Annotated in this window: 15 protein-coding genes and 1 other annotated feature; of the genes, 5 read left to right on the top strand and 10 right to left on the bottom strand. The window is 45.3% G+C overall.

All coding sequences use genetic code 11. The features are described from left to right. Positions 1–104: 104 nt before the first annotated feature. Both tyrS and ywaE read right to left on the bottom strand, forming a co-directional pair. The gene (gene tyrS / locus AC0OMA_RS19645) at positions 105–1,346 is read right to left on the bottom strand and encodes a tyrosine--tRNA ligase (RefSeq protein WP_251217803.1); all 1,242 of its coding nucleotides are present in this window, start codon (positions 1,344–1,346) and stop codon (positions 105–107) included. A 41-nt stretch (positions 1,347–1,387) separates the two neighbouring features. Continuing rightward, positions 1,388–1,602: a binding site (T-box leader), on the bottom strand. Next, on the bottom strand, positions 1,597–2,112 hold the full coding sequence (ywaE, locus tag AC0OMA_RS19640) for a tyrZ transcriptional regulator YwaE (protein ID WP_019712840.1): 516 nt from the start codon (positions 2,110–2,112) through the stop codon (positions 1,597–1,599). It overlaps the preceding feature by 6 nt. 149 nt (positions 2,113–2,261) lie before the next feature. On the opposite strand from ywaE, the gene AC0OMA_RS19635 reads away from it, so the two are divergent. Both AC0OMA_RS19635 and AC0OMA_RS19630 read left to right on the top strand, forming a co-directional pair. Further along, entirely contained in the window at positions 2,262–2,975 is a 714-nt protein-coding gene (locus AC0OMA_RS19635) for a YwaF family protein (protein ID WP_015483879.1), read from the top strand. A gap of 109 nt (positions 2,976–3,084) precedes the next feature. Beyond that, positions 3,085–3,945, top strand: a complete 861-nt coding sequence (locus tag AC0OMA_RS19630) for a glycosyltransferase family 8 protein (protein WP_015483878.1) — start codon at positions 3,085–3,087, stop codon at positions 3,943–3,945. 52 nt (positions 3,946–3,997) lie between these two features. Here AC0OMA_RS19630 and sacY read toward each other — a convergent pair whose 3' ends face one another. The 3 genes from sacY to epr all read right to left on the bottom strand — a co-directional run bounded on the left by sacY (position 3,998) and on the right by epr (position 8,637). Beyond that, positions 3,998–4,840, bottom strand: coding sequence for a transcription antiterminator SacY (gene sacY / locus AC0OMA_RS19625; RefSeq protein WP_003244589.1), 843 nt, complete (start codon positions 4,838–4,840; stop codon positions 3,998–4,000). A 53-nt stretch (positions 4,841–4,893) separates the two neighbouring features. Then, positions 4,894–6,273 carry a SacY negative regulator SacX gene (gene sacX / locus AC0OMA_RS19620; protein WP_003243800.1) on the bottom strand — a complete coding sequence of 460 codons (1,380 nt, stop codon included), beginning with the start codon at positions 6,271–6,273 and terminating at the stop codon, positions 4,894–4,896. Between the two features lie 426 nt (positions 6,274–6,699). Beyond that, positions 6,700–8,637: a minor protease Epr gene (gene epr, locus AC0OMA_RS19615; RefSeq protein WP_327844935.1), complete on the bottom strand. Its 1,938-nt coding sequence runs from the start codon at positions 8,635–8,637 to the stop codon at positions 6,700–6,702. 227 nt (positions 8,638–8,864) lie between these two features. Here epr and celB point away from each other — a divergent pair, with 227 nt between their 5' ends. After that, on the top strand, positions 8,865–10,199 hold the full coding sequence (gene celB / locus AC0OMA_RS19610) for a PTS cellobiose transporter subunit IIC (RefSeq protein WP_474222355.1): 1,335 nt from the start codon (positions 8,865–8,867) through the stop codon (positions 10,197–10,199). Between the two features lie 78 nt (positions 10,200–10,277). Then, positions 10,278–10,955 carry a DUF2711 domain-containing protein gene (locus AC0OMA_RS19605; protein ID WP_181220287.1) on the top strand — a complete coding sequence of 226 codons (678 nt, stop codon included), beginning with the start codon at positions 10,278–10,280 and terminating at the stop codon, positions 10,953–10,955. Between the two features lie 238 nt (positions 10,956–11,193). Here the strand turns inward: AC0OMA_RS19605 and glxA are convergent, their stop codons facing one another. Continuing rightward, positions 11,194–11,574, bottom strand: coding sequence for a glyoxalase GlxA (glxA, locus tag AC0OMA_RS19600; protein WP_015385006.1), 381 nt, complete (start codon positions 11,572–11,574; stop codon positions 11,194–11,196). A 120-nt stretch (positions 11,575–11,694) separates the two neighbouring features. Here glxA and AC0OMA_RS19595 point away from each other — a divergent pair, with 120 nt between their 5' ends. Next, positions 11,695–12,882 carry a class I SAM-dependent rRNA methyltransferase gene (locus AC0OMA_RS19595; protein ID WP_015385005.1) on the top strand — a complete coding sequence of 396 codons (1,188 nt, stop codon included), beginning with the start codon at positions 11,695–11,697 and terminating at the stop codon, positions 12,880–12,882. A gap of 33 nt (positions 12,883–12,915) precedes the next feature. Here the strand turns inward: AC0OMA_RS19595 and AC0OMA_RS19590 are convergent, their stop codons facing one another. The 4 genes from AC0OMA_RS19590 to AC0OMA_RS19575 form a co-directional block, all read right to left on the bottom strand. After that, positions 12,916–13,113, bottom strand: a complete 198-nt coding sequence (locus AC0OMA_RS19590) for a YwbE family protein (RefSeq protein WP_015385004.1) — start codon at positions 13,111–13,113, stop codon at positions 12,916–12,918. 33 nt (positions 13,114–13,146) lie between these two features. Continuing rightward, positions 13,147–14,349, bottom strand: coding sequence for an MFS transporter (locus AC0OMA_RS19585; protein ID WP_063334861.1), 1,203 nt, complete (start codon positions 14,347–14,349; stop codon positions 13,147–13,149). Positions 14,350–14,451: 102 nt separating this feature from the next. After that, complete coding sequence (locus AC0OMA_RS19580; protein ID WP_003227371.1) at positions 14,452–15,129, bottom strand: CidB/LrgB family autolysis modulator; 678 nt, start codon at positions 15,127–15,129, stop codon at positions 14,452–14,454. Further along, the gene (locus AC0OMA_RS19575) at positions 15,111–15,497 is read right to left on the bottom strand and encodes a CidA/LrgA family holin-like protein (protein WP_003227375.1); all 387 of its coding nucleotides are present in this window, start codon (positions 15,495–15,497) and stop codon (positions 15,111–15,113) included. The genes AC0OMA_RS19580 and AC0OMA_RS19575 overlap by 19 nt, the downstream gene beginning before the upstream one ends. Positions 15,498–15,588: the final 91 nt, after the last annotated feature.

Below are 15,588 nucleotides of genomic sequence, written 5' to 3'. Positions count from 1 at the left end.
AAGGAGTTTCCTGCAAGATGGAGAGCGTTTTTGAAAAGACAGTGCTTTATACCTGCAAAAAAACGCTTATGAATGAAGGGTCATAAGCGTTTCGGAATATCAAACTATTGGAGCTTTAAAAACTTGCGTTTGCCGACTTGGATGATCATATTCTCTCTTATCTCTGCTTTGGCGTGAACATCTGTTATTTTCTCTCCGTCGATGCGTACACCGCCGTTTTGAATCATGCGGCGCGCCTCGCTCTTCGAAGAGAGGAGCTCCAGCTTGACGAGCAGATCAATCATCGCTATCGTTTTCTCGCCTTTCCAGTTTACGGCCGGTATATCTTCCGGCAGGCTGTTTTCCTGAAAGACTGTTTTAAACGAGTGTTCGGCAGCTTCTGCTGCTTTCTCTCCGTGATACATTCGGACGATTGTTTTGGCTAAAAGCATTTTAGCATCACGCGGATGAACGGCGCCGGTTTCTAAGTCTTTTACGAGCTGTTTTTTCTCTTCAAGCTCTAAGTCTGTCGCCAAGTGGATGTATTTTTTCATCAGGCTGTCGGGCAGTGACATCGTTTTTCCGTACATGTCGTTTGGATGTTCGTTAATGCCAATGTAGTTGTGTTTCGACTTCGACATTTTCTCGACGCCATCCAAGCCTTCCAAGAGCGGCATAAGGATGACGACTTGTTTTTCTTTGTTGTATCGTTCTTGAAAATGCCGTCCCATGAGGACATTGAAATGCTGATCCGTTCCGCCTAATTCAATATCACTTTCGAGAACGACAGAATCATATCCCTGCATCAATGGGTAAAAGAATTCATGCAGTGAGATTGGTTTTTGCATGGCGATGCGTTCTTCAAAATCGTCGCGCTCCATCAGGCGGGCTACCGTTATTTTCCCTGCTAATTCAATGACATCTTCCAGATTCAATGTTTTCAGCCATTTCGAGTTATAGTGAAGCTCGACTTTTTCTGGATCAAGCACTTTTCCGAATTGCTCAAAGTAGGTTTTGGCATTGTGCTGAACTTCTTCATCAGTCAGTTGCTTTCTGGCTGCCGATTTTCCGGTCGGATCACCAATTTTTCCTGTGAAATCCCCAATTAACAGCTGGACAATGTGGTCGTTTTCTTGAAATTGGCGAAGCTTATTTAACACAACCGTATGGCCCAAATGTACATCCGGTGCAGACGGATCTAATCCGAGCTTAATTTTAAGCGGCGTGCCCGTGGAAATTGATTTCACGAGCTTTGCCTTTAATTCCTCCGGCGGTATGACTTCGTGGGCGCCTGTCATGTATAGCTGAAGCTGTCTTTCTACCTCTTTTTGCTGTGACGCTGTGAGCTGCTCAAATGTTTTCATCACTCTTCCTCCTTTTTTACAAACACAAAAAAGAGCCCATCCCGATAAGGGACGTGGCTCAATGCACGCGGTACCACCCTGGTTGAAGACATTGTCTTCCGCTCATTCGAATAACGGTTTCCCGTTCTTTGCTACTTTTAAGGTTCACAAAGAAAGCTCGGGGAGGTAATTCACGTTTGCTATGTGCCGGCTCGCACCTTCCGCCGGCTCTCTGAAACAGGGAGACAAACCGCTACTGGATTCCCGTCAAAGCTTATGTTGTATGAAGATTGTCAGCTACCTTTCTAAGCAGCCCTGTCAATATTTTCTGTTCGTCCTTCGTCATTCCTGCGATGAGCTCTGTTTCCCCTTTGTGAAACTCCGGGTAGAGTTCTTCGATCGCTTGTTTGCCGGAATCGGTGATAGAGACAAACACGAGTCGCCGATCTCTTGTGTCGATGCTTTTACGGCAAAAATTCTTTTTTTCGAGCGTTTTGATCACGTTGCTTGCTGTAGCTGTAGATATCCCTGACAGCTCAGCGATTTTTCTCGTTTCGAGCGCTCCCCATACCCATAGATCATAAAGAATGGAGAAAGCGGTCCAAGAAAGGTTATAGGAAGAAAGAACCTCAGTCTCCATTTTGACACGGAGCCTTTGTGCAGACCGATACAGATTCGTAGCGATCGAAATGGCTTCCAGGTTGAGTGACTCGACGGGCATTTGTTTGAGCTTAGAAAGTGTATCGTGTTCTTCCTTCCGAAGCTGCTGATGTTGATGTGAACGTTCCATTTTTTAGGCCTGCCTTAAATTATCAGAATCATTAGCTATGAAACGAATTTTAACAGAGTCTGGTGTGAACTTCAAGCCCATATATCGGTTGAATAAAAAAAGCCCAAACAACGCCAAAATAAACAAAAAACCGCAAACGGGGTGCAATCTTGCAAAAATATGTTCAATCCGTCTATAAGCATGATCCGTTTCATCTGTTTTCGACAGAGCATGTAGTGACGTTAGCGATTATCGCCCTTTTGGCCATTCTGTTGTTTTTGTTCCAAGATGGGGTCAAGCAGCCGAGGGCCAGCCGGTTTTTGCGTTCTCTGTTTGTGTTTCTTTTGCTTGGTTCGCAAATCGGCTATCAAATATGGATGGTCGCTACGGGCAGGTGGTCGGTGCGCACTTCATTGCCTCTCCAGCTTAGTGACCTGTCGGTGTATTTGTCAGCTATTATGTTAGTGACAAAAAGCAGAAAGCTGTTTGTGTTTTTGTTTTTTGTCGGCATCGGCAGTTCGATTCAGGCTCTTGCCACTCCTGACCTTGGTATGTTTTCATTTCCGCATATCCGATATATCCTCTTTTTTATTTCTCACGGGTCTGTGTTTTTATCCTGTCTGCTGATGGCTGTGATTGGCACCTACAGAATGGGCCAGCGCTCGTTATGGGTGACAGTCCTGCTTGTTAATGTGTACGGCGTCTGTATTTTCCTGATTGATCGCTGGCTTGGCGCGAATTATATGTATTTGACGAAAAAACCGGGCGGATCCTCTCTCTTAGATGTTCTCGGGCCATGGCCGTGGTATATCGTCTCGGCTGAAGCCATCACAATCGCAAGCTTTTTCATTCTTTATTGGCTTTATCGCATCTTCAAAAAATGACACCTTTTTTGTTGTATCACACATTCTGTTTAAAAAAATGTCGGAGAACGTGTTTATTTTTTTGAAAAAGGGTATGTAACTTGTACAACAAAAAGGGAGATGAATACCATTGAGGAAAGATGAAATCATGCATATCGTATCATGCGCAGATGATAATTATGCTCGTCATTTAGGTGGGATGTTCGTTTCTTTATTGACTAACATGGATCAGGAGAGAGAGGCAAAATTATACGTCATTGATGGCGGAATTAAGCCTGATAACAAAAAAAGACTGGAAGAAACCACTTTGAAATTCGGAGTGCCGATTGAGTTTTTAGAAGTGGATACCAAAATGTATGAACATGCGGTAGAGAGCAGCCATATTACAAAAGCCGCGTATTACCGCATTTCGATTCCTGACTTAATTAAGGATGAAAGCATCAAACGAATGATTTACATCGATTGTGATGCGCTTGTCCTAGAGGATATTTCTAAGCTATGGGACTTAGACATTGCGCCATACACCGTAGCCGCTGTTGAGGATGCGGGGCAGCATGAACGCCTGAAAGAAATGAACGTCACTGATACAGGGAAGTATTTTAACTCAGGTATCATGATTATTGATTTTGACTCTTGGAGAAAGCAAAACATCACAGAAAAAGTCATCAACTTTATCAATGAACACCCAGACGAAGACTTTCTTGTGCTGCATGACCAAGATGCACTGAATGCGATCTTGTATGATCAGTGGTATGAACTTCATCCGCGCTGGAACGCTCAAACCTATATCATGTTAAAGCTGAAAACCCCACCGACTCTGTTAGGGCGGAAGCTTTACAACGAAGCGAGACAAAACCCGGCAGTCGTCCACTTCTGCGGCGGTGAAAAGCCTTGGAATTCTAATACGAAACACCCATATCGCGATCAGTATTTCCATTACATGTCGTATACGAAGTGGAATACGATCAGCAACCCGGCGATCAACCAATAATACAGGTATAAAAAAACGCTTTTGAGATGATCAAAAGCGTTTTTTGTTTGCCTCAGCGTGCGACTGACCGTTGGTAGAACCGCTGAATATGCATGGCGATGTAGCACAATTCTTTTTCAGGAAACTCAAAGCCGTATTCCTTCTTCACAAAGGTGCCGATGCTTAGGGCACACAGGAAGGCATCCTTAAACTTCTCTTTAATGATGTCGATCATTTCTGCGTCCAGCTCGTAAATGGATTCGCCTGCTTTGATATGCTGAATGGCAAAGCGGAGATGGGTCACGAGCCGTTCATAAGAGATGGTATCTTCAACGATATTAATAGACAGTTGAATTTCGATAATCTCGATAATATCACGGATCATGGTTGTAATATCAAGCGTTTGTGTCATATCGCCAGCATTGTTTCTTGCTGTGTGGATATGCATGGCGATATTGCCGATTTCATCATCAGGAATGTGAATCCCCAGTTTATCTTTAATCAGGGCTCTGGCCCATAAGCCGATCTGGAACTCCTTTGGATAAAGGACTTTGATTTCATTCAGCAGCGGATTTTTGATAACCATCCCATTGCTCAGGCGTTCGATTGCAAAAGAAAGATGGTCTGAAAAAGCGACATGAATGCGCTCGTTGATTTTGATGTTCAGCTCTTTTTCGGCATGAGAGATAATTTGCTCAGAAATCTGAATGTGGTCTTCAGGCAATGTTTCTAAAATCTCTTCGAACTGCTTATAGTCAGGTGTATCTTTTCTGATAAAGGTTTTTTCTATTTTTGACGGATCGACAATGTCATTCTTCTTTTTGTTAAACGCAATTCCTGCACCCAAGAGAATCTTCTCTTCATTTTGATCCTTTACGACGATAGCATTATGATTTAAGATTCTTTTAATTTTCATAGCTTTTTTGTCCTTTCATCCCCCGTTTTATGAATGAAATCGAATAAATCCAGTTATTCTGTCTCTTCTTTAAACCCGAGAAACAATGTAGCTATAAAAGCAGAGACGGCTGCGATCAAGAAACCGATCATATAATGAACAAAATTCGCGGCGCCAAACGGCAGCACAATTGAAATCATCGGAATGCCTGTCAGCCCGTATGAATTTGCCACAACTTGTACCGCAACCACGTATGCTCCGCCAATAGCACCGCCGATGGCTGCTCCGATAAAGGGACGGATCAGTTTGAGATTTACCCCGAATACAATCGGCTCAACAATGCCTAAAAACGCGGTCAGAGAAGCGGGGAGCGCAATTTTCTTCAGGCTTGATTGTTTCGTTTTGAGGAATACCGCAAGCCCCGCTCCGCCTTGGGCCACATTCGCCATCGACCATATCGGCACTAAAAAGTTGACACCGACATGCGGATTAGCAAGCAGCGTTGCCTCAATTGCATAAAAGCTATGATGCAATCCAGATAGGACGATGGTAGAGTAGATGCCGCCGAAAAGGGCTCCGGCGGCAATGCCGGCGTGATCATAAATATAGACGATCGATTGTGTCATGATCTGGCCGATGATGGACGCGGCGGGATTCATCACAATCAGCGCGAGGCATCCTGTCACCATGACCGTAATAAAGGGAATGATCACGACATCAAGCGACTTCGGCACAATCGATTTTAATAGCTTCTCAATTTTGCTCATGACAAAAACGGAAAGAAGAATCGGTATCATGGAACCCTGATAGCCCATCATTGGGATATGAAGCCCCCATATGTCTAAAGAAGACGGGGTTTTGCTGCCGAGCATAGACGGGTCCAGCAGATCAGGATGCGTCAAAAGCCCTGCAATCACTGCCCCTAGGTATGGGTTGCTGCCAAATTGCCGTGCGGCACTGAAGCCAACTAAAATTGGCAGTAAAATAAAGGCTGTGCTGGACACGAGGTCGAGCATTTTAATCCATGGGCTGCCGGCAGCGAACCAATGAAACACCTTAATCATGCCGATCAGCCCCATAAGCAGGCCGCTTGCTGTTATTGCCGGAATAATCGGCACAAAAATATCGGACAGTGTTTTTGCAAAAGCTGCGGCAGGGTTTAGCTTCCGGCTGGCTTTTTTCTGGTGGACAGGCTCTTCTGAAGGCGCGGTCTCCCATACATGAACGACTTCTTTATATATTTTGTTGACGACGCCTGCTCCGAAGATAATCTGGAAAAGGCCATAGCGGAAAAAGGTGCCCTGCACACCTTGCAGATTCTCAATGGCATGTATATCAATTTTCGTCTCGTCCTTTACATCAAAACGAAGACGGGTCGTACAATGGCTGATGCTGATAATATTGTTTTTTCCTCCTGCGAGCAGCAGTAATTCTTTTGCAATCTCTTTATGCAAGCAATCAAAACCTCCTTTGCTGAAGAAAAGTCGGCTTGTTCATCGTATCAAATGAAAAGTTGACAATCAAAATGAAAAAAGTGAGAAATACCGGCTGAAAATGACAAAAATGCCCGCGTCGACGACGGAGCATGAGAATAGGGGTTGTCCAAGGCGCCGTTATGAGCCCAACACGAAAAGAAGAGTTAAAATGCCCTGCTTTTTAGGCACTAATACTCCCTTTGCATCATTGGGTCTTGCCTGCCTGCCCAGTCACAATCCCGCCATATGTGGTGATAACTGTAATAACGTTCATTTTATGCTGTTCATGGCTGTATAGCAATAGTATGAAAAGCCTGTACAATAGATGGGAAAAAGGTTGTGTGCGATGTTCTTAGAATGTAAAAAACCTTTAAGACCTGGAATGCAAGTCTTAAAGGTTTTTGGTTACTTTTTCGGTTTGACGGCGTTCAGCCGTTTTTGCAGCTTTGTTTTTTCATTGGATGCTTTTAATTGATTCACTGCAGACTGAGCGGATGTCTTTGATTTCTTTGTTTTGTCTTTTTCCGCTTTCTTCACTTTTGCCTTGGCAGTTTCGACTTTTTTTGCTTCAGCCGCCGCCACCTTTTTCTTCACTTTGTCTAACCGTTTTTGCAATGCCGTTTTGTCCTTGCCTGCTTGAAGCTGATTGACGGCTGATTGTGCTTTTGCCGCATTTGCATCAGTTGATTTCTTTTCAGCCGCAGATACGGATTGCTGTGCCGTCTTCAAATTGGTGCTCTTCACTTTGTTAAGACGTTTCTGCAGGGACGTTTTTTCTGAACTTGCAGGCAGCTTGCCAATTGCTGATTGTGCGTTGTCCACATCTGTTTTCTTTTTGCTTTTTTCCGCTTTCGCAACTTTGTCTTTCGCTTGCTTTGACGCGATGTAGCGTTTTACTTGGTCTAAGCGTTTTTGAAGGTTCTTTTTGTCTGTTCCGTTCGACAGCTTGTTGACGGTAGTTTGTGCTGTATCAACGGTTTGCTGTGTTTTATATTTTTCTGCCTTTGCGACTTTGTCTTTCGCATCTTTTACATTTCTGTATGACTGTACTTTATCCAGTCTTTTTTGCAGGGCAGTTTTGGCGTCGGAGCCCGGCAGCTGTCTGACGAGTTCTCGCGCTTTGTTGATATCGATTTGTGCTTTTGTTTGTTCCGCTTTTTTCACCGCTTGCTCTGCTGCCGCGTACGCTGAATCTGTTGCCTGTGCTTTATACTGGATTAAGCCGTAGCCAAATTGCTGATCGCGGCCTGCGGTACCAAGATCAACGATGTTTTCCCGCATTTCCTCGCGAAGCTGGACGTTTGTCTCGGCAGGATCACGCTGTTTTAACAAGGCAAACATGGCAGCGGCGTGCGGTGTCGCTTGGGATGTTCCGCTTCCCGTTGCATAATACTGGTTTAAGTAAGTGCTTGTGATGTTTGTCCCCGGCGCTGAAAATTCAACTTCATCTCCAGTTGTTGAGAAGGAGGCAAGCTGATTCTTTTCGTTTGTTGCTGAAACAGCAACGACACTGCTGTATGCCGCCGGATAATTCACTGGCTTGCCGTTTCCGTCGTTACCGCTGGCGGCAACAAGCAGAACGCCTTGTTCATATGCTTTGTTCACGGCGTCATGAAGGATTTTGCTGTCTGACGTCGTGCCAAGGCTCATATTGACGATGTCCATCCCGTTTGCGATCGACCAGTCAATTCCTTGGAGAAGGCTTTGAAGATCCCCCGAGCCGTTCTGATCAAGCGCTTTAACCGCGTATATTTGTGCTTCCGGTGCGATGCCGTCAATTCCGTAGCCGTTATGCTTGGCTCCGATAATCCCTGCGACATGTGTTCCGTGGCCGTTATCATCTTTGTAAGAAGAGGTATAACTGACAGCTGAATACCCGCCGGCAATCGACAGGTCATCGTGGGGGGAGATCCCGCTGTCAATGACGGCAATTTTGATATTTTTTCCTGTCAGTCCTGCCTTCCAAGCCTGTTTCACCTGAATGGGCTCAAGGTTCCATTGCTCAAAGTTGTCAGAGGTGTCAGTGCCGCCTGACAGCACTTTGAAATCCGTGCTGTCTGCTGCGGTAAATGATACGTTGTTTTCTACATACAAAATATCAGGATCCTGCTTTAATTCTTTTACTGTCTCCTGATCTGCTGTGACCGCTACCGCGGGAAGATGCTTATACTGCTGTTCAACATCAGCATCACTGTCCAGGATGGTTTCCTTTCCGGCCTTGTTTTTATAAACCACAATAACCTCTTTCTCACTGTTGTTTTGCGCATGAGCGAGAGGGCCTATGGTGAGAAAACTGAAAAACAGAGTGACTGATACAACAAGTTTGCAAGACATGTTTTTCATGATTCATCTCCTTTTTCTATGATGTTTGATATATATATCGGAGAAAAAAAGAGAGATTGATAGTAAGAAGGAAAAAATTTTTCATGGGCAGGGTTGTTTAGCAAAATGCAGATTTTTTCCGCATGAAGAGGAAATTTTCCAAATGAATTTGTAAGCGTTTTCAAAATAAGATAAAGAAAACATTGCGGAGGTTGTTCACAAAGCAATGAGAAAAGGGGGCTTTTAAGATGAGCACATTCACTCGGGTGATGGAGGAAAAAATAATGCCTGTCGCCGGGAAAATTGCCGGGCAGCGGCATCTCAGCGCTTTGCGTGACGGAATTATCCTGACCATGCCGTTGATTATTATCGGGTCTGTCTTCTTGATTTTAACGAGCCTGCCGATTCCGGGGTATGCTGATTTCATGGCGAGTGTGTTTGGGAACGAGTGGGCCGATAAGCTCGGATATCCTGTTAACGCTTCGTTTGATATTATGGCGATGATTGCCGCTTTTGGGATCGCCTATCGGCTGGCAGAAAGCTATGGTGTCGATGCCCTTTCTGCCGGAGCGATTTCAATTGCCGCATTTCTGCTGGCAACGCCGTTTGAGGTGCCGTTTACACCGGGTGGCTCAACGGAACCCATCATGGTAGAGGGCGGAATCCCGATCACGCTGCTTGGCAGCAAGGGCCTATTTGTCGCCATGCTGATCGCCTTGTTTTCAACCGAAATCTATCGGTACATTATTCAAAAAAATATCGTCTTCAAAATGCCAGACGGTGTGCCGCCTGCGGTAAGCAAATCGTTTGTCGCGCTGATTCCCGGCTTTATCATTGTGTTTCTTGTGTGGCTGGCGCGCCTTCTGATTGAAATGACACCTTTTCAGAGTCTGCACAATGTCATAGGAGACCTGCTTGGCACACCGCTTTCCATCCTTGGCGGCAGTCTCGGCGGAAGCCTGATCGCTGAATTTGTGCAGATGCTGCTTTGGTCGTGCGGGATTCACGGGGCTTCCATCATTGGCGGAATCATGGCGCCGATTTGGTATGGCGCGATGGATGCCAACCGTCTTGCCTTCCAAGCGGGCGAGGCGCTGCCGAGTATTTTTACGACTCAGTTCTTTCAAATTTGGATCAATGTCGGCGGGAGCGGGGCGACGCTGGCGCTTGTCCTGACGATGCTTGTGCGCTCCCGGAGCAAACAAATGAAGCAGCTTGGACGATTAGGAATCGGCCCTGCGCTATTTAATATCAACGAGCCGATCATTTTCGGCATGCCGATTGTCATGAATCCGCTCCTTATTGTCCCATTTATCATCGCACCGCTCCTCACGATTACCGCGACTTATATCGGCATGAGCACCGGGCTGGTGGCAAGACCGGCCGGAATCGCGGTGCCATGGACGATGCCGCCGCTCATATCAGGTTACCTGGCGACAGGCGGAAAGGTGTCGGGCGCCGTTATGCAGCTGGTGAATCTGCTGATCACCTGTGCCATCTACTATCCGTTTTTCAGAATATGGGATCATCAAAAATGGCGGGAAGAGAGTGCGGTTGAATCTGGGGATAAAAATGTGATGTGATAGATGATCAGCCTGTCATAGGCTGATCATCTTCTTTCAAATGAAAGGGAAATGTTAGAATATGTAAAGGAGGTGCGCATGCTAGATTATATATGGTTAGATGACGAATCACCGATCTTACAACAAGTACCAGTTGAATACTCATCTACCGCTATTATCTTTTCTCCTTTTATCCAAATGCCTGAAGGATGGGAGAAAGGAAAAAGAAAAAATGATTATGAGCATATTTATCCAAACGATGATGAAATAAGAGGAAAAGGCAAGGCTGTTTCCTGGAAGAAGGTTATGTCTTCTTGCGGCTTTCAAACACATGCTGAGCTGGCGCTGGCTTTAATGACGTCGATAGGCGCTGTAAGGGACGAGTGCGCAAGAGAGGATTTGGCTGAGGTGTTACATGAAAACATAAATGGAGACCTCTATTATCCCAGTGAGGATCATATTTCAAATTTTCATATTCCGAGTTTGGTAAAGGTGTTAGGTGTGAACGGATCCAATCGGTTTTATTACGCAGAACCGATTGTGGAAAACCGCGGCGTTTTGGACATAACTGAGGCCAACTTGCGGACGGTTCTTGATGAAGCCGCAGCAGAGCTCGTTTTGACTGATGAGAAAATGGACTTTGTGTTTATGAGTGTATATGACTCATTCATTAATGTCTTTTTAGCCAAAGGTGAAAACATCCATGAATTGGTTGAACGTATGGGCTGGGAAGCTATGATTTGCGATGAGTCAACGTATATCAGTTGGTATAGATAAAAAAAGAACGTACATCACAAAATGTACGTTCAGCGTGTCGACAAACCCTCGCATTCGTTGTCAGGCCTGCGCGTCGGTGCTCACGAATTAGAACATTCGCTGTGCTCCGATGCTCGTCCTTCCTAGACTTCAAGGGTTTTCAATCACGCTGAATAGATGACAAAATCATAAAATGAAAACCATTTTATGATTTTATCAACAATCTAAACGTACATCACAAAATGTACGTTCTTTATTTTTATCGCTGAAAGAACTCAATCCACTCACCGTCAGGACCTTCGATATAGAAATAACGGTATCCGTTTGGAAGTGTTGTGATCTCCTCGTCAATAAATTTCGCGTTCATTCTTTCCGCTTTTGTATATTCAGCCGCGATGTCATCCGTCAGCAGGGCAATGTGGTGCACTTTTCCTTCAGCGGGAAGCTCGCTGCTGTAGCCTTGAATCAGTTCGATTTCTGTTTCCGGGCCGTCTTCAAAGCCGAGAAAAGCAAGCTCGATTACACCGTTCGTGTGTGTGATGCGATCCTTCAATTTCATGCCGAGTACCTCTTCATAAAATGTGATGGACGCGTTAATATCTCTTACCATGATGCCTGTATGGTCAATTCGTTTTGGCATGCTGCTCCTCCTCGTAACTCTTTTTGTCTATCGTAGAAAAACCTTTCCTTTCTGTCAATGCAGACATCTTGGCGTTTTGTGGTACGATAAGAGAAAGCAAACGGAAAGAGGACGACATATATGAAGCTACTCACCCTAAAAAAAGCACACGCTGCCAAAATAAAAAAAGGCTATCCCCTTATTGAAAAAGAAGCTCTCGCAGGGAGTGCGGGGCACATGAAAGAAGGAGACCTCGTTGATATCGTGTCTGAGAGCGGCGAGTTTCTCGCGCGGGGCTATTACGGCCTGCAAAACAAAGGGGTCGGCTGGACGCTTACCCGCAATAAACATGAACAGGTTGACCAGGCATTTTTTCTCACCAAATTAACAAAAGCGGCCCAAGCGCGCGCCAAACTATTTGAGGCTCAAGATACAACAGCTTTCCGCCTGTTCAACGGTGAGGGCGACGGTGTCGGCGGCGTCACCATCGACTATTATGACGGCTACCTGCTGATTCAATGGTACAGCAAGGGAATTTACACCTTTAAAGACATGCTGATTTCCGCATTGGATGAGATGGATCTTGATTATAAAGCGATTTACGAGAAGAAACGCTTCGACACAGCTGGACAATACGTTGAAGATGATGACTTCGTGAAAGGGAGAAGGGGCGAGTTCCCGATCATCATCCAGGAGAATGGCATTCAATACGCGGTGGATCTGAATGAAGGCGCCATGACGGGCATCTTTTTGGATCAGAGACATGTGCGCAAGGCGATCAGAGACCGCTATGCAAAAGGGAAAACCGTTTTAAATACGTTTTCTTATACGGGTGCATTCTCCGTGGCGGCGGCGCTTGGCGGAGCAGAGAAAACAACAAGCGTCGACGTGGCAAACCGAAGCCTGGCCAAAACGATCGAGCAATTCAGCGTGAACAAACTGGATTACGAAGCGCACGACATTAAAGTGATGGACGTGTTTAACTATTTTTCATATGCTGCAAAAAAGGATTTGCGCTTTGATCTGATTATTCTCGATCCGCCTTCCTTTGCGCGCACAAAAAAACGCACCTTCAGCGCGGCCAAGGATTATAAAAACCTGCTGAAGGAAACGATTGCCATCACTGCTGACAAGGGTGTCATTGTTGCCTCTACAAACAGCAGCGCCTTTGGCATGAAGAAATTCAAAGGCTTTATCGATGCCGCATTTAAAGAAACAAACGAACGCTACACCATCATTGAGGAATTTACGCTGCCGGAGGATTTCAAAACGATTTCGGCATTTCCGGAAGGCAACTACCTGAAAGTGGTCCTTCTGCAGAAAAAATAATGAAAAAGCTGCCCTGTTCAGGGGCAGCTTTTTTTATGTAGAAATGATCTGCTGGACGCGGCCGATGCGGCCATCTTCAAGACGGACTTTAATGCCATGCGGATGAAAGCTTGATTTCGTCAAAATATCCTTCACTGTCCCTCTCGTCAGTTTTCCTGTTTTTTGATCTGCTTTCAATACAATATCAACCTGCAACCCTTTCGAAATGCTGTTTCGCTCTTGCCCGTTCATAACGCACATCCTTTCTTTTGTTCATTATAGTCATTATGGTTTAAAAGTAACAGCCGGCTGATGAAGTGTATTTTTGTTTTTTTCAGCCTTCACTAAATATAATGTCAGGCCAAAGCCTGCTATGCTCAGAATGCCAAAAAGCAAGTAGACCGCGAAAATCGACACGTAGTCAAAAATGTACCCGCCTGCAAATGTGCAGAACCAGTTGCCGAATCCGTTGCCGATGGCGGCGTACATGGTCAGTGCCGTCGCTTCAACGTGTCTTGGGGTAATCTTTTTCACATATTGAAGCGCCGCCGGGATAAATAAACCGATGGCCACTCCCTGAAGAAAGACTGTCGCATAAATGATCCATAATGAAGGCGCCGTGAAATAGAGTGCCCACCTGAATAATGAAACCCCGCCTGACAGCATAATGACGTTGAGCAGCCCCATTTTATCTATAAATGTTTGGGCAAATCGCATAAATGGAATTTCTGAAATGACACCGATGAAAAATAAAATGCCAATAGCGGAAAGTGACGCGCCGCTTTTGTCCAGAAAAAGACTGAAATACGTATTGTTCGCTAAGTTTGGAGCAAATGTCGTAAAGGTGATGATCATAAAGATGAGGAAAGTTTTGTTGCTGATAAGCTCCCGGAATCCTTTGCGGATATTGACCTTTGTTGTTGTTTTCTGCTGGCCGGGCATTTGTGAAGCTAATATGGCAGCAATGCACAGAAAGGCACAGCCAAAGATAAAGATCACGTGAATGGGGTACAGCTGGTTCGTCACCTGTCCCATGGCAAACACCGCGACACCGAAGCCGAGAGAACCAAACAGCCGGATTCCGCCATAGTTGCCGTTTGTTTCTTGTGTGTACCTTAGTGAAATGCTGTCCGAAAGTGGAATAATCGTGCTTTGAAAGGCTGCAAAACAGGCCGCAATCAAAATAAACAGAGGGAAACTGTCAAATGCAATATAGGCTAATCCAATGATGCCTGTGATTGATGTGCAAACCGCCAGCAGGCCTTTCGTTTTTTGCGTATAGTCGCTCAGCATGCCCCAAAACGGCTGAAAGAAAATCATCACAATCGGGCCCAGCGACATGATCAAGCCGACCTGTGATCCGCTTAAATGCTGTTCCTTCGTTAAATACATACTGAGTAAGGGAATTATGCTGCCCGTACCGAGAAAAGCAAACAAATAAAATCCTTTTAACGCGGCGTAATGCCGCCTCACCTGCAAGTTGTGCATCAGGGTGCCTCCTTTGGTATCCACAAATACATTATATTGGAATTCGCCAGCTTTTCAATAAGGGGAAGCACATAAAAAAACTGCCCTCGAGAGGACAGTTTTTTACATAAATGAAAGTAAAAACGGCGCCGCGCAAAGCGTCATAATCGCAGCTAAGATCATCGACACACTGGAAATCGTGCCGGACACAGAGCTAAGCTCAAATGCCTTTGACGTTCCCGCTCCGTGCGCGCTTGTGCCAAGCAGCACGCCCCGCGCGATTTCGTTATCAATACGGAAATAGCGGATGACCATCGGGCCGATCACTGTGCCGAGCAAAGCGGTTAAAATCACAAACACGGCTGTGACGGCAGGCATTCCGCCGATCATTTCAGATACGTTCATCGCGATCGGCGTTGTCACTGATCTCGGGACGAGGCTGTCAATTAAGCCGGTGCCGAGGTGAAGCCATTTCGCAATAAGAGCGGTAGAAATAATCGCGATGCATGAACCGACGGCCACATTCAAAATAATTTCCACTGCGTATTTCTTTAAAACAGGGAAATATTTATATAACGGGATCGCGAATGCCACGGTGGCCGGCTGTAGCATATCGGTCAGCAATCCGCCGCCGAGATTATAGGACTCGTACGGGACATTCACCAGCAGCAGCAGACCGACTAACACAGCGGGCGTCACCAATAGCGGCGACGTATAAACACGCGGAAAGCGTTGATATACCTTTTTTGCTCCTAAATACACCAAAACCGTTAAAAACAAACTTACAATTCCGATGAACACGTATGCTTTTTCTCCTTTCTCTTTGCGATGAGTTGTGTAAGCGTTCCTGTAGACACCATCACGACAAACGTGCTGATGATGACAACAAGCAGAATGCTGACACCAAATTTCGACATAATGTCTCCGTATTCAATCACTCCGACGGCAGACGGGATAAAAAATAAAAGCAGCTCCCCGAGAAGCCACGCTGCACCAAGCTCGATCCATTCAAGCTTGATAATGTTAAAGTGCAATAATGTGAAAAGAATCACAATCCCTATTATACTGCCGGGAATATTTATATGAAGAAGGGCTGTCACCCAATTAATCAGCCGAGCAAATATAAATAACAGAGCGATTTGAATAACGGTTAGCAACAGTTTTTTCATATTGATGCCTCCCTTATATACTTATTGTACATAAGGTCTCTCTATAGGTAAAATATATATTAAGAATAAGAAGTATTCCTTTTGTCTATAG

Source organism: Bacillus sp. AMCV2, from assembly GCF_056033925.1.
The sequence above is the reverse complement of the archived record's forward strand: the minus strand, read 5'-3'. Positions and strand labels throughout refer to the sequence as shown.